Source organism: Ponticoccus litoralis, assembly GCF_039769985.1.
Lineage (GTDB): Bacteria > Pseudomonadota > Alphaproteobacteria > Rhodobacterales > Rhodobacteraceae > Ponticoccus > Ponticoccus litoralis.
In genome coordinates, this window is record NZ_JBDNCH010000005.1 from 49,457 (window position 1) to 70,957 (window position 21,501).

Annotated in this window: 16 protein-coding genes and 3 pseudogenes; 14 read left to right on the top strand and 5 right to left on the bottom strand. The window is 67.2% G+C overall.

Annotated features, from left to right (window positions below; all coding sequences use genetic code 11):
* Window positions 1-31 precede the first annotated feature (31 nt).
* The 7 genes and pseudogenes from ABFB10_RS23765 (at window position 32) to ABFB10_RS23795 (ending at window position 9,229) form a co-directional block, all read left to right on the top strand.
* Window positions 32-1,177, top strand: coding sequence for an efflux RND transporter periplasmic adaptor subunit (locus ABFB10_RS23765; protein WP_347168670.1), 1,146 nt, complete (start codon window positions 32-34; stop codon window positions 1,175-1,177).
* Between the two features lie 22 nt (window positions 1,178-1,199).
* Window positions 1,200-4,294 (top strand): annotated as a pseudogene (locus ABFB10_RS23770) (efflux RND transporter permease subunit); the annotation flags it as partial.
* Window positions 4,295-4,888: 594 nt separating this feature from the next.
* On the top strand, window positions 4,889-5,119 hold the full coding sequence (locus ABFB10_RS23775) for a hypothetical protein (protein ID WP_347168671.1): 231 nt from the start codon (window positions 4,889-4,891) through the stop codon (window positions 5,117-5,119).
* Window positions 5,116-6,288: pseudogene (locus ABFB10_RS23780) on the top strand (TonB-dependent receptor domain-containing protein); the annotation flags it as partial. The gene ABFB10_RS23775 and the pseudogene ABFB10_RS23780, both read left to right, overlap by 4 nt.
* 61 nt (window positions 6,289-6,349) lie before the next feature.
* On the top strand, window positions 6,350-6,997 hold the full coding sequence (locus tag ABFB10_RS23785) for a TonB-dependent receptor domain-containing protein (protein ID WP_347168672.1): 648 nt from the start codon (window positions 6,350-6,352) through the stop codon (window positions 6,995-6,997).
* Between the two features lie 99 nt (window positions 6,998-7,096).
* Window positions 7,097-8,167: an MFS transporter gene (locus ABFB10_RS23790; protein ID WP_347168673.1), complete on the top strand. Its 1,071-nt coding sequence runs from the start codon at window positions 7,097-7,099 to the stop codon at window positions 8,165-8,167.
* A gap of 33 nt (window positions 8,168-8,200) precedes the next feature.
* Window positions 8,201-9,229 (top strand): siderophore-interacting protein, encoded by a 1,029-nt coding sequence (locus tag ABFB10_RS23795; RefSeq protein WP_347168674.1) that lies wholly within the window; start codon window positions 8,201-8,203, stop codon window positions 9,227-9,229.
* 106 nt (window positions 9,230-9,335) lie between these two features.
* Here ABFB10_RS23795 and ABFB10_RS23800 read toward each other — a convergent pair whose 3' ends face one another.
* From ABFB10_RS23800 to ABFB10_RS23810, 3 genes are all read right to left on the bottom strand, one after another.
* Entirely contained in the window at window positions 9,336-9,677 is a 342-nt protein-coding gene (locus ABFB10_RS23800; RefSeq protein WP_347168675.1) for an amidohydrolase family protein, read from the bottom strand.
* 93 nt (window positions 9,678-9,770) lie between these two features.
* A complete protein-coding gene (locus ABFB10_RS23805) occupies window positions 9,771-10,085 on the bottom strand; it encodes a hypothetical protein (RefSeq protein ID WP_347168676.1) in 315 nt (104 codons plus the stop codon).
* A gap of 304 nt (window positions 10,086-10,389) precedes the next feature.
* Window positions 10,390-11,172: an SDR family NAD(P)-dependent oxidoreductase gene (locus ABFB10_RS23810; protein ID WP_347168677.1), complete on the bottom strand. Its 783-nt coding sequence runs from the start codon at window positions 11,170-11,172 to the stop codon at window positions 10,390-10,392.
* 134 nt (window positions 11,173-11,306) lie between these two features.
* Between ABFB10_RS23810 and ABFB10_RS24465 the strand changes: the two genes are divergently transcribed.
* From ABFB10_RS24465 to ABFB10_RS23850, 7 genes are all read left to right on the top strand, one after another.
* Window positions 11,307-12,362: a TRAP transporter substrate-binding protein gene (locus ABFB10_RS24465; RefSeq protein ID WP_430523074.1), complete on the top strand. Its 1,056-nt coding sequence runs from the start codon at window positions 11,307-11,309 to the stop codon at window positions 12,360-12,362.
* Complete coding sequence (locus ABFB10_RS23825) at window positions 12,353-12,847, top strand: TRAP transporter small permease (protein WP_347168678.1); 495 nt, start codon at window positions 12,353-12,355, stop codon at window positions 12,845-12,847. Before ABFB10_RS24465 ends, ABFB10_RS23825 begins: the two co-directional genes overlap by 10 nt.
* Window positions 12,834-14,138 carry a TRAP transporter large permease gene (locus ABFB10_RS23830; RefSeq protein ID WP_347168679.1) on the top strand — a complete coding sequence of 435 codons (1,305 nt, stop codon included), beginning with the start codon at window positions 12,834-12,836 and terminating at the stop codon, window positions 14,136-14,138. The genes ABFB10_RS23825 and ABFB10_RS23830 overlap by 14 nt, the downstream gene beginning before the upstream one ends.
* Before the next feature lie 352 nt (window positions 14,139-14,490).
* Window positions 14,491-15,000, top strand: a complete 510-nt coding sequence (locus ABFB10_RS23835; RefSeq protein ID WP_347168680.1) for a calcium-binding protein — start codon at window positions 14,491-14,493, stop codon at window positions 14,998-15,000.
* Window positions 14,966-15,835 (top strand): cadherin-like domain-containing protein, encoded by an 870-nt coding sequence (locus ABFB10_RS23840; protein ID WP_347168681.1) that lies wholly within the window; start codon window positions 14,966-14,968, stop codon window positions 15,833-15,835. The genes ABFB10_RS23835 and ABFB10_RS23840 overlap by 35 nt, the downstream gene beginning before the upstream one ends.
* Before the next feature lie 421 nt (window positions 15,836-16,256).
* Window positions 16,257-18,578 (top strand): ExeM/NucH family extracellular endonuclease, encoded by a 2,322-nt coding sequence (locus ABFB10_RS23845; RefSeq protein ID WP_347168686.1) that lies wholly within the window; start codon window positions 16,257-16,259, stop codon window positions 18,576-18,578.
* Window positions 18,579-18,585: 7 nt separating this feature from the next.
* On the top strand, window positions 18,586-18,975 hold the full coding sequence (locus ABFB10_RS23850) for a hypothetical protein (protein WP_430523075.1): 390 nt from the start codon (window positions 18,586-18,588) through the stop codon (window positions 18,973-18,975).
* A 241-nt stretch (window positions 18,976-19,216) separates the two neighbouring features.
* On the opposite strand, the gene ABFB10_RS23855 is transcribed toward ABFB10_RS23850, so the two are convergent.
* Together ABFB10_RS23855 and ABFB10_RS23860 are read right to left on the bottom strand one after the other, a co-directional pair.
* Window positions 19,217-21,136 (bottom strand): ABC transporter permease, encoded by a 1,920-nt coding sequence (locus ABFB10_RS23855; protein ID WP_347168688.1) that lies wholly within the window; start codon window positions 21,134-21,136, stop codon window positions 19,217-19,219.
* Window positions 21,137-21,170: 34 nt separating this feature from the next.
* Window positions 21,171-21,501, bottom strand: a pseudogene (locus tag ABFB10_RS23860) (ABC transporter ATP-binding protein); the annotation flags it as partial.

The window sequence follows — 21,501 nt, forward strand, 5'->3', positions numbered from 1 at the left end:
GCCAGCCCAAACCGACCTTCCGGAGTCCGTGATGCCCAAGTCTTCCCCCCGTTCGCTGCTGCTTGCCATTCTTCTGGCGCTGGTCGCGGTCCCGGTCCTTGCCCAGCAGGGCGGCGAGCGGCCACCGCAGCCGGTGACCGTCGTCACGCTGGAGGCCCGCGACATCACCCTGACCGCCGCCCTGCCGGGGCGGGTGGCCGCCTCTGGGGTGGCCGAGGTGCGCCCGCAGGTCAGCGGCATCGTGATCGAGCGGCTGTTCGAAGAGGGCAAGCCGGTCAAGAACGGCGCCGCGCTGTACCAGATCGACGCCGCCACCTACGAGGCCGCCAAGGCTGCCGCCGAGGCCGGGCTGGCGCAGGCCGAGGCGCAGCTGCGCGCGGCGCAGCGCGAGGAAGAGCGCCAGAAGGAACTGCGCGAGCGCAACGTCAGCAGCCAGCAGGTGCTGGACGATGCCACCGCCGCCCGCGACGTGGCACAGGCCGCGGTGAAGGTGGCCGAGGCGCAGGTTCTGGCCTCGAGCATCGACCTTGAACGCACCACCATCCGCGCGCCCATCGCCGGGACCGTGGGTCTCAGCCAGACCACGCAGGGGGCGCTGGTGACATCCGGTCAGGCCAATGCGCTGACGGTGATCTGCCAGCTTGACCCGGTCTATGTGGACGTGACGCAATCCGCCGCCGAGATCCTGAAATGGCGCCGCTCGGGCCAGCAGGTGGCCGAGGAAGCGGGCGCCGAGGTCTTCCTGCGCCTTGCCGACGGCGAGACCTACGAACACGCGGGCATCCTTGCCGCCGCCGAACCGCATGTGAACGAGCAGACCGGCGTGATCGTGCTGCGGCTGGAATTCCCGAACCCCGACGAATTCCTGCTGCCCGGCATGTATGTGCAGGTCGAGATGCCGCAGGCGGTGGTCGAGGGCGCGATCCTCGCCCCGCAAGAAGGCGTGACCCGCGACCGCCGGGGCCGTCCCGTGGCCATGGTGGTCAACGCCGAGAACGTGGTCGAGACGCGCGAGCTGACCGTGCAGCGCGATCAGGGCAGCGACTGGGTCGTGACCGACGGGCTGGCCGCCGGGGACCGGATCATCGTGGAGGGTCTGCAGAAGGTCTCTCCGGGCATGACGGTCGCCCCCGAAGAGCGCGCGCTGGCGATGAACGCCGCCACATCCGCAGACTGACACCCAAGGCACGGAGCACAGCATGGCCCGCTTTTTCATCGACCGGCCCGTTTTCGCCTGGGTGATCTCGATCCTGATCATGGGGGTCGGGCTGCTGTCGGTCTTTACCCTGCCGGTGGCGCAATATCCGCAGATCGCCCCGCCCTCGGTCAGCATCAACGCCTCTTATCCCGGCGCCTCTGGCCGAGACGGTGGCCAATACCGTCACCCAGATCATCGAACAGCAGATGACCGGTCTGGACGGCATGCGCTACATGTCGTCCTCCTCGACCTCGGCGGGCACGGCCAGCGTAACGCTGACCTTCGAATCCGGCGTCGACCCGGACGTGGCGCAGGTGCAGGTGCAGAACAAGCTGGCGCAGGCCACGCCGCTGCTGCCCGAGACGGTGCAGCGGCTGGGGGTGCGGGTGCAGAAGGCCTCTTCGTCCTTCTTCATGGTCATCGGCCTGATCTCTGAAGACGGGCGGATGGACCAGTCCGACCTCTCGGATTACCTGAACTCGAACCTCGTGGACGCCTTCAGCCGGATCGAGGGCGTCGGCGGTGCGCAGGTCTTCGGCGCGCAATACGCCATGCGGATCTGGCTGGACCCCAACAAGATGGCGGCGTTTGAAATGACGCCGTCCGATGTGGTGGCCGCCGTCTCGGCGCAGAACGCGCAGATTTCGGCGGGTGCCTTCGGCACGCTGCCCGCCCCCGAGGGCCAGCAGCTGAACGCCACGATCACCGCGCAGTCGCTGCTGTCGACGCCCGAGGACTTCCGCAATATCGTGCTGCGGTCGGAGACCGATGGCGGCCTGGTGCTGTTGCAGGACGTGGCGCGGGTGGAAATCGGGGCCGAGAACTACGCGGCCATCGCGCAGTACAACGGCCAGCCCGCCTCGGGCATGGCGCTGAACCTCGCCACCGGTGCCAACGCGCTGGACACCGCCGAACGGGTGAAGGAGCGGATCGAGGAATACAGCGAGTTCTTCCCCGAAGGCGTGAAATACGTCATCCCCTACGACACCACACCCTTTATCGAGATCTCGATCCACGAGGTTCAGAAGACGCTTTTCGAGGCGATCGGGCTGGTATTCCTGGTCATGCTGCTGTTCCTGCAGAACCTGCGCGCCACGCTGATCCCGACGCTGGCGGTGCCGGTGGTCATCCTCGGCACCTTCGCGATCCTGTCGATGGCGGGCTTCACCATCAACACGCTGACCATGCTGGCCATGGTTCTGGCCATCGGCCTTCTGGTCGACGACGCCATCGTGGTGGTGGAAAACGTCGAGCGCATCATGGAGGAAGAGGGCCTCTCCCCGCGTGAGGCGACCCGCAAGAGCATGGGCCAGATCACCGGCGCCCTGATCGGCATCGCGCTGGTGCTGTCGGCGGTCTTCGTGCCCATGGCCTTCTTCGGCGGCTCGACGGGCGTGATCTACCGGCAGTTTTCCATCACCATCGTCTCGGCCATGGCGCTGTCGGTTCTGGTGGCGCTGACCCTGACGCCCGCGCTTTGCGCGACGCTGCTGAAGTCCAAGCACGCGCCGGCACGCGGCCCCGGTGCGTGGTTCAACAAGGGTTTCGACAAGCTGACCGGCGGCTATGGCGCCACCGTGGGCGCGGTGATCAAGCGGCCCTTCCGGGTGCTGATCCTCTATGCGGCCATGGGCTATGGCCTTGTCGTGCTGTTCGAGAACACCCTGACCGGCTTCCTGCCCGCCGAGGATCAGGGCATCCTGATGACCCTGATCCAGGGGCCGACCGGCGGCACGGCAGAGCGCACCCAGCGCGTGGTCGAATCTGTCGAAGACCACTTTGCCACCGCCGAGGCCGAGAACGTCGACTCTGTCTTCGGCGTCGTGGGCTTCAGCTTCGCGGGGCAGGGGCAGAACATGGGCCTTGCCTTCGTGCGCATGAAGGACTGGAAGGAACGCCCCTCGCCCGAGCAGTCGGTGCAGGCGGTGGCGGGCCGCGCCTTCCCGGCCTTCATGGGCATCCGCGACGCACAGGTCTTCCCGATCGTGCCGCCCTCGGTGATCGAGCTTGGCAACGTCTCGGGCTTCGACTTCTACCTGCAGGCGCTTGGCGGCCAGACCCACGAGCAGCTTCTGGAGGCGCGCAACCAGTTCCTTGGGATGGCGGCGCAAAGCCCGCTGATCGGCTCGGCCCGGCCCTCGGGGCTGGAGGACGCGGCGCAGTTCAAGCTGGACATCGACTGGCGCGCGGCGGGCGCGGTGGGTGTGACGCCCGCCAATGTCGGCACCACGCTGAACATCGCCTGGGCCGGGACCTACGTGAACGACTTCAACGACAACGGCCGGATCAAGCGGGTCTATGTGCAGGGCGAGGCCGACAGCCGCGCCACGCCCTCCGACCTGCAGAAGTGGCGGGTTCGGAACGCCAGCGGCGAGCTGGTGCCCTTCGCCAACTTCACCACCGAAAGCTGGGACTACGGGCCGCAGGGCCTGACGCGCTACAACGGCATCCCCTCGATGCAGGTGCAGGGCTCTCCGGCGCCGGGCGTGTCCACCGGCGAGGCGATTGCCGAGGTCGAGCGTATCGTGGCGCAGCTGCCGCCGGGCTACGGCGTGGCCTGGACCGGCCTGTCGCTGGAAGAGCTGGATTCCGGCGGCTCGGCGGGGATGCTCTATGCCCTGTCGCTGGCGGCGATCTTCCTCTGCCTCGCGGCGCTGTACGAAAGCTGGGCGATCCCCTTCTCGGTCATGCTGGCCATGCCCATCGGCGTCCTCGGGGACCATGGGCGCGGCCTGGTGGTTCGGCTTCGAGAACGGCGTCTTCTTTCAGGTCGGCCTTCTGACGGTCATCGGCCTGACCGGCAAGAACGCCATCCTGATCGTGGAATTCGCCCGCGAACGCTTTGAGGCGGGGGAAGACCTGTACACGGCGGTGAAAGAGGCGGCCAAGCAGCGCTTCCGCCCGATCATCATGACCTCGCTGGCCTTCTCTCTGGGGGTGGTGCCGCTGGTGCTGTCCTCGGGCGCGGGCGCGGGCGCCCGGACGGCGGTCGGCTCTGCCGTGCTGGGCGGAACCATCACCGGCACCGTTCTGGGGGTGATCTTCGTGCCGCTGTTCTTCGTCATCGTGGCGCGGATCTTCAGCCGCAAGCGTGTCGCGGCCCAGAAGGGCGCCCCGGCCCCCGAAAGGCCTGAGCGCGGACCCCGCGACGATCCTGACAAAACCAGCAGAGCGCCCCCCGACCCCCGGGGGCGTTTCACGTTTGGGGGCCTGACAACGCGGAAACGGAACCGCCCGCCGGCATTCAGATATATTAACATAATCCTAATTATGCGCAGCAAAGATTCCCCCGCATTGCCTGAGGCTTTCGGATCAGAACGCCGTTGCCCCGATCCGGCGGCACGAGGTCGAAAGCCTCAGACGACCCCACGACCGCCACTAGACGCCAAAAGCCCGGAACTCTTTGGCGCCTGTCAGCCGGACCCTGCGCCTTGCGATGCATGTCCCGCCGACAGGGCCCCCCGCCCCTGGCATCGCCCGGCTCCCGGTGCGGCAAGCACCGGCAGCGCCTCTGTCAACGCCTGCCAAAAAGCGCCGGACAATGTCCTGTTACCTCAAAGATACAATTGGACTGCCTCACCGGGGCACCTGCGCGTCGGGTGGATTGAAATTCCCCAGTAAAACGGTCAAGAGACCCCTGCACGATGCCTCAGCCAGGAACCAGCCAGGGCCACCATGATGGAGGCTCCCATGCTTGTTTCCCGAATTGCCCTGCTTGCCGGCATTGCCGCGGTGTCGACCACGACGCTTACCACACGCGCTCTGGCGCAGGATGGCACCGGGTTTGGTCTTGGAACGCTCGTTCTCGAAGCGGAAAGCGACGATACCCTGTTGCAGAACGGCTATGTCGCCGAAAGCGTCGCCAGGCGACGCGCACCGACACGGCGATCCGCGACATTCCCCAGAACATCAGCACGGTGACGCAGGACCAGATCGAGGATCAGGAGCCGCGCACGCTGCTGGATGCGCTTGGCTATACCGCTGGTGCGAGCACCACCAATTTCGGCTTCGACAGCCGTTATGACGCGATCTACCTGCGCGGTTTCGCCTCTGCCTACACCGGCCTGTTCCGCGACGGGCTGCGGCAGGTCAACGGGCCCTCGGCGTGGTATCAGAACTACCCCTACAGCTTCGAAGCGGTTTCGGTGCTCAAGGGACCGTCGTCGTCGATGTACGGTGTCAGCGGCTCGGGCGGCATCGTCAACATCGTGTCGAAGCGCCCGAAACAGGAGCCCTTCCGCGAGGTGCAGCTGAGCTTCGGCACCGAGGCGCACAAGGAGCTGGATTTCGACTTCGCCGGGCCGGTCGGGGATGGGCGCCTCAGCTACCGCCTGACCGGCGTGTTGCGTGACGCCGAAACGCCGCTGGAAGGCTTCCGGGACGATCTCGCCATGATCGCGCCAGCCCTGACCTACCAGCTGACCGAGCGCACGACAGTCACCCTTCTGGGTGAATACGCAAAATCCACGCGCGGCGGCACGGCGTCCTACTACAACCCCTCATACGGCAAGGCCTCGCACATCTATGTCGGCGACCCCGATTACAACGAATTCGACAACGAGCAGTGGCGCCTTGGCTACGAGATCGCGCACGAGCTGACCGACAGCGTGACCCTGCGCCAGAACCTGCGCTACTCCGAAGTCGATGCCGATCTCGAATTCAGCGGTCTCTACGCGGCGGGTGCCGGACTGGGGCGCTACTGGGGGCACTACCTTGAAGACTCCCGGACCTTCGCCGTCGACACCAGCGCCGAGGCCTTCTTCACCACCGGTGCGCTGAACCACACGCTGGTGACCGGCCTCGACTACAGCGATGCCTCCTACGATGCCTATTACGGCGGCGTCGGCTATGTCTCGTCGGATGCGACGGACGCGATGAACCAGCCCTATTCCGGCGGGCAGGATATCGAACAGCTTGGCCTCTACCTGCACGACCAGATCCAGACCGGCGCCTGGACGGTCTTTCTCAGCGGTCGTTACGACTGGGTCCAGACCACCACCTTCGATGCCGCAGAGAACGGCACCGACACGTCCGACGAGGGGTTCTCTGGCCGGATCGGCGTGAGCTATGCGGTCAATGAAGACCTCTCGGTCTTTGCCAACCTGTCCAGCAGCTTCGTGCCGACCACCGGCCTGGTCTACGACGGCGCCCATGCGCCGGACAGCGAGCCGGACGGGCGATCCGACCCGGGGCCTGCAGAAGGAAATCGGCTTCAAGTACCAGTTGCCCAACACCGAAAGCCTGATCACCGCCTCGCTCTTCGACATCCGCCAGGAGGACGGCGTGGTGTTCCAGACCGTCGATCCGGCGGATTTCGGCGGGCTCTATCAGGTGCAGGTGCCCTATGATCTGCGCTCACGCGGGGTCGAGCTTGAGGGGCAGTTCAACTTCGGCAGCGGCCTGCGGATGACCGCCGCCTATAGCTATCTCGACATGGAGATCGAACGCGGCGCCTCGGGCACCGAGGGCAAGCAGCTGTCGGCGACCCCCGAACACACGGCCTCGGTCTGGGGCTTCTACGAGCCAAGCGCCGGTGCGTTTGAAGGCTGGGGCTTTGGGGCCGGTCTGCGCTACGTCGGCGAAAGCTGGGGCGATGATACCAACAGCTTCCGCAACGACGACCAGCTCTTCGCGGACCTGTCGCTGTCCTACGATTTCGGCCAGCTTGGCCTTGACGGGCTTGGCCTGCGGCTGAACGTGAAGAACGTCTTCGACAACACCGACCAGACCTGTAGCGCCGGTTATTGCTACCGCACCGAGGGCCGCACCGCGACCGCCAGCATCGCGTACCGCTTCTGATGTCGGGGCAAAGGGGACACTGGCGCGTCATCGGGGCCATCGGTGGCGTCTACGTGATGCAGAACGTCATCGGCGGGGTGACCTGGGCCGGGCTGCCCGGTGTGCTGCGGGCGCAGGAGCTTCCGTTGGACCAGATCGGGCTGGTCTCGCTGCTGGTGCTTCCACTGGGCGCTGAAATTCCTCTGGGCGCCGCGGATCGAGCGGTTCCGCCTGCCCGATGGCGGGCGCGACCGGTCGGCCCTGATCGTGCTGAGCGGCGTGACGGTGGTGATCACCGCGCTGCTGGCGGTCGGGCTCGTCGGGCCCTTCCCGGTGCTGCCGGTGCTGGCCATCCTGATGGTTGCGGCCTTCGCGACCGCCACCGTCGATATCGCCTGTGACGGCTATGCCGTCGCCGCGCTGCGGAACACGCGCTACGGCTGGGGCAATGCCGCCCAGGTCGGCGGGGCCTATCTTGGCTCTGCAATCGGCGGCGGCGTGTTCCTCATCCTTGTGGACCGCGTCGGATGGCTTGGCGCCAGCTGGGCGATGGCGCTGGTGATCGCCGTGCTCTGCCTGCCCTTCACACGCATCGCCCGCAGCCCCATGGCCCTGCCGCGCGCCCATACACCAAGCCTCAAAGCCGCCCTCCGGCGCCCGGAGGTCCGCAAGGGGCTGCTGATCGCCGCGCTCTACGTCGTGGCGCAGAAAACCGCGATAGGCATGTTCGGACCCTTCTTCATCGACGCGGGCTATGATCTGGCAAGCCTCGGCATCCTGAGCGGCGTCGGCAGCCTGACGCTGGGCTTTCTCGGGGCGATGCTGGGCGGCGGGTTCGTGCGTCGGTTCGGCGCCCAAAGCGTGCTGGTCGGCGCGGTTGCGCTGCAATCGGCGATCCTGGCGATCGTGGCCCTGTCGGCGGGCGACACGATCCTGCCTGCGGCCCTGTGGCGCCGCCGGCGATGGTGGCCAGTGCTGCCGTCATGGCCTTTGGCTTCGTCGCCCTCTACGGGCAGTTCATGGTCTGGTCCGACCCGCGTCAGGGCGGTGTCGACTTCACGCTTTTCCAATGCATGGATGCCGGGGTCTCGATGCTTTCGGGAACCGCCGCGGGTTTGCTGGCCGAACATTTCGGCTACGGGTTCTTCTTCGGTCTCGCCTGCGCGCTCTCGCTTGCGGCGCTGCCGATGATCTGGCGCGTTTCGGGGCAGAAGGCGGTGCTGCATGTCTGAGTCCACCGCCCGCACCGCCCCTTTCGAGATGGAATTCGCGCTGCTGCGGCGGGGCGCCCTTGCGCAGGCCAGAGAACACGACCTGGCCGTGGCGCGGGACGACGCGGAGGGTCTCACGCTTGAAAGCTTCTATGGCAGGATAGACTTCCTGCCCTGCGCCGCCGGGCTTCAGATCGCGATCCGCGCGCCACATGCCGAGTACCTGCAGGTTCTGAAAGACGCGCTCGTGGCGCAGATCGGCACCCATATGCCCAAGCTCGCAAACGCGATCCGCTGGAACGATGCGCCGCCGCAGGCGCGTCTTCCCGCCAATGCCGGCATCATGACCACGGTCGGCGTCGAGCCCATTTCCGGCGGCTTCCTGCGGGTGACCCTGCAGGGCGACGTGTCGCGCTTCTCCGATGCGGCGATCCATTTCCGGCTTGGCATCCCGCCCGAGGGGCGCGCGCCACGCTGGCCGACCGTGGCGCAGAACGGCGCGACCGACTGGCCCAAGGGCGAAGACAGGCTGCACCTTCCGGTCTACACCGCGCGCGCGGTCGATACGGCGCGCGGGCGGCTTTGCTTCGATCTTTTCGAGCACGCCGGAGGGCGCGCGACGCATTGGGCGCGAACCGCGCGCTTCGGCCAGCAGGTGCTGGTCACCGCCCCGGGGGGCGGTGGCTGTCTGGTGTCCGGCGCGCTGCGGGGCTTCGGGGACGAAACCGCCTTCCCGGCAATTGCCCGCATCCTCGAAGCAAACCCGGACGCGACCGGACACATCACGCTTTACGCCGACGCCGCGAGCACGGCCTACCCGTTCCCGACGCATCCGGGGTTGCAGATCGACCACGCCGCGCCGGGACAGCGGGACCGGATGGCACAGGACGCAGAGGCCGCGATTGCCGGGGGGCAGGACATCTTCCTCTGGTTCGCGGGAGAGCGAGAGCTGGCCACCGCGGTCCGCTCTGCACGGCGCGCCTCGGGCCGACGCCCGAAAGATGCCTATGTCTCTGCCTTCTGGCAGAAAGCGCCGTCATGACCTGCCGCAACCCGGGGTGACCGCCCGGCGCATAGGGCCCGGCCCATCCTTCGCCGCCACGGGCCGCAAGGGCTTTCTTCACGGTCGGCGGTCAGGAGGTGACGGGTCACCCGCCACCGCAACGCGCGACCACGGCGCCCTGACCCTGCGCGATCATGGCGCCCTTTTCGATCACGGTTCTTCCGCGCAGCAGGACCGTTTCGGGCCAGCCCTGAACCTCGAACTCCTCGGAGGGCGTGTAATCCGCTCCGTCGTGCAGGTCGTCGTGCCGGATGACGCCACGGGTCTCGGGGCTCCAGATTGCAAAATCGGCATCGCTGCCAATCGCGATCGTCCCTTTTTGCGGATAGAGGCCGTAAGTCTTGGCATGGTTGGTCGCGCTCAGCGCAACAAAGCGGGGCAGATCGATCCGCCCCTTCATGACTCCCTCTGAAAACAGGATCGTCAAGCGTGTCTCGACACCGGGAATACCGTTCGGGATATGGCGATGATTGTGCTTCAGCTTTACGGAACCGCCCGGGCGGCGCGTCAAGTGGCCCGGTCAGCCCTGAACCCAGACCGAGATCGTGATCGATTCCGGTAGGTCCACGAAGCCGTCGACATTGACCACGCGCACGCGCATGTGGCGGCCCTCTTCGATCAGCGGTCGCAGGCTGGCCTCGTGCTCCGAGCCGACCCGCCCGACCGGGCGCAACCCGCGCCCGACGAAGCGGCTGGCCCATGTCCGGGGCCGCGCCATCATGGCGACATGATCCTCGTCCAGACCGATTTCCAGATCGTCGCCGGGACACAGCCGGAAACGCCCCAGGTCGCTGGGGGTCTGCATAAGCTTGCAGGAGTAGATCAACGGATGCATCTGTTCGGCCCTCGATAGCGACGCTCTTTGTGGCGTCCGATTCTATGGCCAGAATACCTGCGTCAACCGCACCATCCAAACGGGAAAGCGGTCAGCGCGTCACAATTCTGTCGCGCAGAGGACAGGGCGCCACCCCTGCCCCGGCGTCATGGTGCACCCGGTACGGTCACAAGCACCGGCGCGGGTCGGGCAAGGCACCATAGACCCGCCCGGAAGGCGGGTGCCCAGGCTGTGCAGCACCCCCTGCCCCCTCTCAAGGCCGCCGTTGGCGGGCGGGTGCCCGCGCGACGAACGCCCCGACCGGTTACGGCATCAGCTGCCCGCCGTTGACCTCCAGCGTCTGGCCGATGATGTAGCCCGACAGCGCCTCGGAGGCGAGGAAGAGATAGGCGCCGACGCATTCCTCGGCGACCCCGTGGCGGCCCTGCGGGATGGTGGCGCGCATCGCCTCCATCTGAGCCTCGGTCGAGTAGCGTTCGTGGAAGGGCGTGGTGATCACCCCCGGCGCCACCGCGTTGACGCGGATGCCGTCGCCGATCCACTCTTTCGCCATGCCGCGCGTCACGTTCGACACGAAGGCCTTGGACGAACCATACAGCCCCGCCCCGCCGCTTGCCCCGTTGCGGGCCGCGATCGAGGTGGTGTTGATGATGAAGCCGCCGCCCTGCTTCTTCAGGTGTGGCACCGCGGCCACGGCGGCCACAAGGACCGACCGGGCGTTGAGGTCCATGATGCGGTCGTAATCCTCGTCCGTCGCCTCGGCGTAGGGCACGCGCTTGACCATGCCGCCGGCGTTGCTGATCAGCCCGTCCAGCCCGCCAAGCGCCGTGGCCGCCTCTTCGACCGCCGCGGCCAGCGCCGCGCTGTCCGAGGCATCGGCACGGATCGCCACGGCAAAACCGCCCGCTGCCTCGATATCGGCGACCACCGCCTCTGCCGCCTCCTTGCTGGCGTTGTAATGCACCGCCACCACGGCGCCCTGCGCGCCGAAGGCGCGCGCCAGCGCCGCCCCGATGCCCGTCGAGGCCCCGGTGATCAGGACGCGTTTGCCGGCGAGGTCCGGCAGGGTTCCGTACTGTCTGGTCAATCTCTCTCTCCCTTGGCTGCCCCGGCGGGGCAGGTGCTTGGACGACATGTCAGTGAACTGTTGCACGAATGTCCGATTTGCTACCATACTAGAAAACAGTCCGGGACCGTAAACGCCGGGCAAGGGAGGAAATCATGAAGACATTGACTGCCGCGGCGACCTGCGCCGCGCTGCTCGCGGGGACGTCCGCCGGTGCAACCGAACTGGTCGGCGCCGTCCAGTTCGACGAAAATCACGCCTTCACCAAGGCCCTGCGCGAATTCGAACGGGTCGCGGGCGAATGCTCGGGCGGGTCGCTGACCTTCGAGCTTCACCTCAACTCCGAGCTTGGCCTCGAAAAGGATTACTTCGAGAACATGAGCCAGGGCATCGCCGTCGATTACGGCATCGTCAGCCCCTCGCACATGTCGACCTTCAGCCAGAAAGCGCCGCTGATGGACATGCCCTTCCTGTTCCGCGATCTCGACCACTGGAACGCGGTGATGGAGCAGGACGCGCTGGCGCCACTGGCCGAGGACGTGCTGGACAAGGCCAATGTGCGGCTGATCGGCTACGCCGGGGGCGGCACGCGCAACCTGATCGTCAACAAGCCCGTCACCACCATGGCGGAACTGGAAGGCCTGCCGATGCGGGTCATGGGCGCCCCGATCCAGACGCGCATCTTCGAGGCCATCAAGGCGGCTCCTTCGGTCATCGCCTATGACGAGGTCTACAACGCCATCCAGACCGGGGTGATCGACGCGGCACGAAAACGAGGCGGCGGGCATCGAACAGATGAAGTTCTACGAGGTCGGCCCCGAGATCGCGCTGACCAAGCACGCGATCACCGTGCGCCCCATCGCCTTCTCGAACGCTACCTTCGAACGCCTGACGCCCGAAGAGCAGGACTGCGTCCTGCAGGCCGGCAAGGCCGGCGGCAAGCTGGGCCGCGACGTCGAAAGCGGTCAGGACAGCGAGAAGCTGAAGGCCATGGAAGAGGCGGGGCTCTTGAAGACCCACGAGTTCACAGAGCGCGACATGCTTCTGGAACTCGCCGCGCCGGTCAAGGCCGCCTATGCCGAGGAACTGGGCGCGACCGACGTCCTGCAATCCATCGAAGCCGTCGAATAACGGCAACACCGGGCCCCGGCGCGCGACCGCGCCGGGGCGCTTCTTCGTTCAAAATCGAGCAGGACGCGCCATGCGCATGATTCTGGAAGGCTATTATCGCCTTCTGAAGGCACTGATCACCCTGCTGATGGCGGCGCTGATCGTGCCCGTCACCATGCAGATCCTCAGCCGCTACACCGGCCTCATCCCCCGCTACATCTGGACCGAAGAGATCGCCCGCTTCTGTTTCGTCTGGATCATCCTGATCGGCGCGATGATCGCGGTCCGCGACGGCACCCATTTCGACGTCGACGTGCTGCCGCACAGCGCCAATCCCGGGGTCGAGTTCGCCTCGAAGCTTTTCGTGAACCTGGCGATCCTTGCCATGGCGCTGTCCTTCCTCTGGTGGGGGCAGGATTTCTTCGTGCTGGGCGCGCGGCAAAGGTCCGAGATCTTCGGCCTGCCGATGTGGATGATCTACGTCGCCTGGCCCCTTGCGGGCGGCACATGGGCCGTCTTCGTGATCGAGCGCATCGTCAACGACCTCCGCGCGCTGAAGGAAGGAGAGCTTCATGGGGCCGGCTGAAGTCGCAACACTGCTGTTCGGAACCTTCGGGGTTCTGGTTTTCCTGCGCGTGCCGGTGGCCTTCGCGCTCGGCCTTGCGGTGGTGCCGGTCTTCTTCATCGACGACCGCCTGACTCCCGTGCTGCTGATGCGGGAAATGTTCAAAAGCTACAACGCCTTCGTCCTGCTGGCGGTGCCCTTCTTCCTGCTGGCGGCGAACCTGATGAACTCTGCCGGCATCACCGACCGGCTGATCCGGCTGGCGCGGGCGCTGGTCGGCCACCTGCCCGGCGGTCTGGGGCATGTGAACGTGGTGGTCTCGATGCTGTTCGCGGGCATCTCGGGCTCGTCTACGGCGGATGCGGCGGGCATCGGTTCGCTGCTGATCCCGCAGATGAAGAAAGAGGGCTACAGTTCGTCCTTCGCGGTGGCGATCACCGCCTGTTCCAGCGTCATGGGGGTGATCATCCCGCCCTCGATCCTGATGGTGGTCTGGGGCGGGCTGATGTCGGTCTCGATCGGCGGGCTGTTCCTTGCGGGCGTGGTGCCCGGGGTGCTGGTGGCGCTGTCGCAGATGATCACCGTCTACCTCTACGCCAAGAAATACGGCTATCCGCTGCACGACCGCTCGACCTTCCGCGAACTGATGAGCGCGACGGCGGGCGCCTCGCTGGCACTGATGACCCCCATCATCATCGTCGGAGGCATCGTCGGCGGCTTCTTCACGCCGACCGAGGCCTCTGTGGTGGCGGTGCTCTACTCGCTGGTGCTGGGGCTCTTCGTCTACCGCTCGATCACCTTCCGGCAGCTGCCGCATGTGCTGTATGACAGCGCCCGCTTCGCGGCGATCACGCTGTTCTGCATCGGCACGGCCTCGGCCTTTGGCTGGTGCCTCGCCTACTTCAAGATCCCCGCCGCGCTGGTCGCCCAGATCGACGCGCTGGGGCTTGGGCTGGTGGGCACCGGGATCATGTGCGCGCTGGCCTTCCTGCTGATCGGCATGTTCATCGACGCGATCCCCGCGATCATCATCCTTGGCACCGTGCTGTTCCCGGTCACGCAGCACGTGGGCATGCACCCGATTCACTTTGCCATCATCGGGGTGCTCAGCCTTGCCTTTGGGCTGGTGACGCCACCCTACGGGCTGTGCCTGCTGATCGCGGCCTCGATCGGGAAGATCCGGCTGGTCGACGCGCTGCGCGACGTGATCGTGATCCTGATGCCCATGGTGGTGGTGCTCCTGATCATCATCCTGCTGCCGGACCTGATCCTCGCCCTGCCCCGCTGGGTGATGCCGACCTTCATCCAGTAGCGACAGCGGGCCGCGCCCATCCCGGCGCGGCCCGCCGCAACCCTGCGCGCCTCACGGATCGAGCCGGACCGCAAGACGCCATCGACTGCCGGGAGGCGCGGCGCCAACCCGGGCGCCAAGCGCTTCGGCCCCGGCCCTTCAACCGCTTCGCCAGCGGCGCGCGGCCCCCGCCCTCATGACCCCGGTTTCGCACGCATGGACCCCGCCCCGGCCCCGATACGCACCGCCGCCTTTGCGCGCCCGACCGCCGATGCGGCACAGGCTGCCGTAACGGCAGGCTTGGTCGGAATCGTACATTGCTGTCACATTTCCATGCAACAGACGCAGCCGACTGCCACAGGGGGTGAGAGACATGGCCAAGGGTTTTCCGGGAAACGGGCTCAAGATCGGCAAGGGATTCGCGTTCGGCTGGCGCCAGAACGACGTGATCTTCGGCGGCTGGGGTGACGATGACATCGACACCGGCCCGGGCTACGACATCGTGCATGCGGGCTGGGGCAACGACACCGTGCGCCTGGGCGAAAGCGGCCTTGTCTTCGGCGGCTGGGGCGACGACCGGATCTTTGCCGGCACCGGCACCCTCACCGCCTTCGGCGGTTTTGGCGACGACCAGATCACCCTCGGCGCGGGCGATGACACCGTCGACGGCGGTCACGGCTTCGACACCGCAATCCTGTCCGGGTCGATCACCGATTACACGATCACCGCGCGCGGGCGCGGGCAGATCATCCTCGAGTCCGAGCAGGGCGAGCCGCGACAGCCTGCGCAAGATCGAAGCGCTGCAATTCGACGACTTCACCTATTACACCGATGGCCGCAACAACGCCGTGCTGGCCGGGGACGATGCCGCCACGACCGATGAGAACGCCATCCTGACCATCGCCGCGACCACCCTGCTCGCCAACGATCAGGACTTCGACGGCGACAGCCTGACGCTGACCGGCGTGGACGCCACCAGCGCGGCGGGCGCCACTGTTACCTTCGACGGCACGCATGTGAGCTACACGCCCGGCACGCTCTTCGACGCGCTGGCCGAGGGCGAGACCGCAACCGATACCTTTACCTACAGCGTCAGCGACGGTCAGGGCAGCACCGCGTCCGCCACCGTCACCGTCACCGTGACCGGCAGCAACGACGCGCCGGTGCTGAGCCTGCCTGCCACCGCAGAGGTGGCCGAGAACACCACCGCCGTCGCCACCGCGACGGCCACCGACGCCGAGGCCGGCGCGCTGAGCTACAGCCTGTCGGGCGCCGATGCGGCGTTTTTCACCATCGGCGCCGACGGCGCGCTGTCCTTCATCGCCGCCCCCGACTTCGAGACCCCGCTCGACGCGGGCTCCGACAACACCTACGACCTGACCGTGACGGTCGAGGACGCGCAGGGCGCCAGCGACAGCGCGGATATCGCCGTGACCGTCACCGATGTGGCCGAGCTCGACGCCCGCATCAACGAATTGCATTACGACAACGAGGGCACGGACGAAGGCGAATTCGTCGAGGTCCGCACTGGGCGAGGGCCAGAACCCCGCCGGTCTGTCGGTGGTGCTTTACAATGGCGCGAACGGCACCGCCTACAACACGCTTGCCCTGCCCGCCGCGCCCGCCAGCACCTCGGGCGGCTTCGACTACTACCTGATCGAGCTGCCGGTGAACGGCCTTCAGAACGGCGCGCCGGACGGCATCGCGCTGGTCAATGACGGCACGGTTCTGGAATTCCTGTCCTACGAGGGCACCCTGACCGCCGCCGACGGCCCCGCCGCGGGCCTGACCTCCACCGATATCGGCGTGGCCGAGACCAGCAGCACCCCCGTCGGCGCCTCGCTGGAACGCGCCGAGGACGGCGACACATGGTCCGTCACCGAGACCGACACGCGCGGGCAGGCCAATGTCGCCGCGCCCGAGCCCTTCGTGGGCCGGATCAACGAATTCCACTATGACAACACCGGCACCGATGAAGGCGAGTTCGTCGAGCTGCGCGTGGCGGCAGGCACCGACACCTCCGCCACCACGGTCGAGCTGGTGAACGGCTCCAACGGCACGGTCTACGACACGCTGACCCTGCCCGCCGCGCCCGCCAGCACCTCGGGCGGCTTCGACTACTACCTGATCGAACTGCCGGTGAACGGCCTTCAGAACGGCGCACCGGACGGCATCGCGCTGGTCAACGACGGCACGCTGGTCGAGTTCCTGTCCTACGAGGGCAGCTTCACCGCCACCGAAGGCGCGGCGGCGGGTGTCACCTCGACCGATATCGGCGTCTCGGAAAGCAGCGGCACGCCCCTGGGCTTCTCGCTGCAACGGGACGAGGATGGCGACACATGGGCCGCCCCCGCCGAGGATACCCGGGGCACGGCCAATGACGCGGCCCCCTCGGGCGGCATCCCCGCGCCCTATACCTTTGACTTCGAAACGGAATTCTCCGCCGCCGACTGGCAGGCCGTTTCCGTCGACGGCGATGCGGCGAACACCTGGTACACCGCCAGCTTCAGCGGCGACCAGTTCGCCGCCGTCAACGGCTTTGGCGACGACGTCCCGGCGGACGACTGGCTGATCTCTCCGCTGATCGACATCTCGGGCCTCGACAACCCCGTCGCGCGCTTCGCCAACACCAAGAATTTCGACGACACCGGCATCGCCGACCCCGAGGTGACCTTCCTCTATTCCACCGATTACAGCGGCACCGGCGATCCCACCGCAGCCACATGGACCGAACTGCCCTTCGACGCCTCCACCGGTGGCTACGCCGAAACCGCCTCGGGCGAGATCGACCTCTCGGGCCTGCCCTCGGGCGACGTGCATTTCGCCTTCCGCTACCAGTCCTCGGGCACCGGCGGCGGCAGCACCTCGCTGTGGCAGATCGACGACTTCGAGGTCGGAGAGGCGGACGGAACCCCGCCCCCGCCCACCGAGACCACGCTGATCTCGACCATTCAGGGCAGCGGCGCGGCCTCGTTCCTTGAAACCCAGGTGGTCACGGTCGAGGCCATCGTCGTGGGCGATTTCGAGGATGGCGCCAACGGTGTCGACGGCGACCTGAACGGCTTTTACCTGCAAGAGGAAGACAGCGACGCGGACGGCGACCTCATGACCTCGGAAGGGCTCTTCGTCTTCGAGGGCAATACCTCGCTGATGAACGTGGCCACCGGCGACCGCGTCCGCGTGACCGGCACCGTCGCCGAGTTCTTCGGTGAAACCCAGCTGACCGCGATCTCGAATATCGAGATCGTCGACAGCGGCAACACCCTGCCCACGGCGGCGACGATCACCTTCCCCGTGGCGAACCTGACCACGAACTCCGACGGCGCGCTGATCGCCGACATGGAGGCCTACGAGGGCATGCTGGTCACCGTTCCGCAGACCATGACCGTGACGGACCTCTATACCCTTGGCCGCTTCGGCGACATCGGGCTGAACGCGCAGGGGCTGGTGGAAACCTACACGCAGGCCAACGCGCCGGACGTGGCGGGCTTCAATGCCTTCATCGAAGAGCAGGTGCAGAACACGCTGATCGTCGATGACGGGTCCACCGTGCAGAACCCCTCTGTCATTCCCTTCGAGATCGCCGGAGAGCCGGGCCGCATCGCCGGGGAATTCGACGCCGGGGACGCGCTGAGCGCGGGCGACACGGCCACCGACCTGACCGGCGTGCTGCGCTACGGGCGCGGCTCCGGCGGCTCCGGGGACGAGGTCTACCGCCTGAACCTGACGCAGGACGCGGGCTTCGTCGATACGGCGCCGCGCGACACCGCCGCGCCGGACGTGGGCGGCTCGCTCACCGTGGCCTCTTTCAACGTGCTGAACTTCTTCACCACGCTGGGCGACGAGGGGCTGGGCGCCGGTCCGAACGGCGCCGACACGCGCGGGGCGGACAACGCACAGGAATACCAGCGCCAGCTCGACAAGCTGGTCTCGGCGCTCAGCGCCATGGATGCCGACGTGATCGGCCTGCTGGAACTGGAAAACGAGATCGGCGACCAGAACGGCGACGGGCAATTCGCCATCGGCGCGCTGGTCGATGCGCTCAACGCCGCCACCCCCGGCGCGAATTACGCCTATGTCGATCCCGGCGTGCCCTATGTCGGGTCGGATGCGATCATGGTCGGCATGATCTATGACGCCGATAGCGTGCGCATCGCGCCCGGCACCACGGTCGAGATGCTGACCGATGCCGACCTTGCCGGGCTGGGCGTCGATCCGGGCAACCCGGTCTTCGAAGGCCCGGGCACCAGCCGCGTACCGCTTGCCGCCACCTTCGAGGAGCTGGCCAGCGGGGAAACCTTCACCGTCGCGGTCAACCACCTGAAGTCCAAGGGCTCTGTCAGCCCCTTCGGCGACAACGCGGGCATCGGCGACGGCACCGGCAACAACAACGAGGCGCGCACCCGAGGCCGCCGCCGCCATCGACGCCTGGCTGGATACCGACCCCACCGGGTCGGGTGACAGCGACGTGCTGATCATGGGCGACCTCAACGCCTACGCCCGGGAAGACCCGATCACCCTGCTGGAGGGTGAGGGCTACACCAACCTCGCCGCCGCCTTCCTCGAACCGGACGAGTTCGAACTGTCCTTCGGCTTCCCGGTGGATCTGGACCGGGCGCCGCAATCCCAGACCTTCGGCGCGCTCGACTATGCGCTGGCCAGCGGGTCGCTTGCGGGACAGATCACCGGCGCGGCGGAATGGCGGATCAACGCGCTGGAGGCGGAGGTGCTGAACTACAACACCAACTTCCTGCCCATCGATCAGATCGACGACCTTTATGCCGACGACCCCTACCGGTCGTCGGACCACGACCCGCTGCTGATCGGTCTGCAGCTCGGCGACACGCTTCTGCTCTGAGCCAGCCCTGACGGGGCGCCTGCCCCGCCGTCAGGACAGGGCAAAGGCGGATCGGTCCATCGCCGGTCCGCCTTTTTCCGTTCCCCCGGGTCGCTCTCGGGATCCGCGAAGACCCGCGCCCGATCCCCCGGACGCATCGGCACCGATTGCCGCCGCCGCATCATCCCCTGCCCAGGGCCATGCCACCGGCTTCGGGGCGCCTTGGAGAGAAAGGCCGGGGCGCGCGCCCCGGCCCGCCGCGTCACAGCCCCAGCGCCCGGCGCCGCCGCGCCGCCGAGGTGGTCACCAGATGGTCAACCATCAGGCCCATGAAGGCCACGGCCAGCCCCAGCACCAGCCCCTTGCCGACATCGCTGGACGACAGGGCGCGCTGCATCTCCTGCCCCAGATCCTGCGTGCCGATGAAGGCCGCGATGATCACCATGAACAGCGAGAACATCACCGACTGGTTCACACCCACCATGATGGTCGGCAGGGCCAGCGGCAGGCGCACCGACCACAGGGTCTGGCGCTGTGTCGCGCCGGACATGTCGGCGGCCTCGATCTGGGCCCCGGGCACGCCGCGCAGGCCCTCGATGGTGTAGCGCACCAGCGGGACCGCCGCGAACAGCACCACCGCGCCCACCACCGCCACGTCGTTCACGCCGAAGAGCATGATCACCGGGATCAGGTAGATGAAGCTGGGGAAGGTCTGAAGCGTGTCGCAGATCAGCAGGACGCCACGGGCGCGGGTCTCGCTGCGGGCCGCCCAGATGCCCAGCGGAAAGCCCATGAGCGTGGCAAGGAAGACCGCGAAGGTGACCGTGTAGACGGTGATCATCGCCCGGTCCCACCAGCCCGACAGGGCGATCAGTCCGAAATAGGCGACGCAGATCAGGGCAGAGCGTCTGCCGCCGATGGCCCAGCCGACCGCGGCGAGGAACATCAGCACCGCCGAGAAGGGCAGCCAGAGCATCCCGTCGCGCAGCGGGATCAGCACCCAGACGATCAGGAACCAGCGCAGCCATTGCGTCACCGGGTCAAGCGTGGCGATCAGCCAGTTCATCGCCGCATCCAGCGGCCCGGCGAGGCTCAGCGCCTCGCGGCGGTAGACCTCGTGCAGGATCGGGAAGACCAGCGACAGCGCCCAGAACAGTGCCACCAGCCCCGCCCAGATCAGCACCAGCCGGTGCCGCACGGCCCATGGCGTGCCCTTTTCCATGTGGACGGGCTGACGGGTCGCCCAAGCCTTGGTGCAGCGGTCCAGCAGCACGGCCAGCAGCACGATGGTGATGCCGATCTCGATGGACCGCCCGATCTTCAGCGCCTGAAGCAGTTGCAGCAGCTTCTGCCCAAGGCCCGGCATGCCGATGAAGCTGGCCAGAACCACCATGGCAAGGCACTGCATGATGACCTGGTTCACGCCGACCAGAAGCTCTGTCCGCGCGGTGGGCAGGCGGACGTTGCGCAAAAGCTGCCAGCGCGTGGCGCCGGCCATGTGGCCCGCCTCGATCACCTCTTCGGGCACCTTCTGCAGCCCCAGCAGCGTCATGCGGATCATCGGCGGAACCGAGAAGATGATCGTCACGATGGCCCCGGCCTTCGGCCCGACCCCGATGAAGACGACCACGGGGATCATATAGGCGAAATGCGGCAGCGACTGCGCGACGTTCAAGAGGGGCGCAAGGACGCGTCGGAAGCCCTCGCTTTTCCACGCCAGCGTGCCCAGCACGAGGCCGGTCAGGATCGAGACCGGCGCGGCGACGGCGATGACCGACAGCGTCTCCATCGCCCATTGCCATTGGCCCAGCACGGCGATCCAGACGAAGGTCAGCCCGCCGAAGGCCGCCAGCCGGGGACCGCCAAGCGCCTGCCCCACCATGGCGGCAGAGACGGCAATGACCGTCCAGGGGATCGGCCCCAGACGCGGCCAGCGGTTCTTGCCGTAAAGCAGGTTGGCGGTGACATCCAGCAGCCACTCCAGCCCGTCGGCGAAGGCGCGGGTGACGTGGATCAGGCCCAGATCGTCCCGCACGAAGGCGAAGACGGCGTTGATCCAGTCGGCGAAGGGCAGCACCATCCACTCGGGCGGGCGGATCAGCGCCTCGGGCAGCGCCAGCTTGCCGATGGCAAGGCACAGCGCCGCCGCCAGCAGGATCTGCGCGACACGGGTCCGGGTCATCGGGCGCAGGGCGGGGGTGTGGTGGTGGCGACACTCATTCGCGCGCCCCCAGCAGCACATCCAGCGCCGCCTGACGGTCGAGCGCGCCCATGACCGCCCCGTCGGACCCGGCCACCGGCAGGATCGCGCGGTCGTCGTTGACCAGAAGCCGCGCCAGTTGCGAGATCGTGCGGCTGCCGTCGATCGGCATGCCGGTCAGGGCATGGCCGTTGACCGGCTTCGCCAGCGCGCTGGCATGGACGACGCGGGCCTTCTCGATATCCTCGATGAACTTGGCGACATAGGGGGTCGCGGGCTCCAGCACGATGCGGTCGGGGCGGTCGCATTGCTCCACCGCCCCGTCCTTCATGATGGCAATGCGGTCG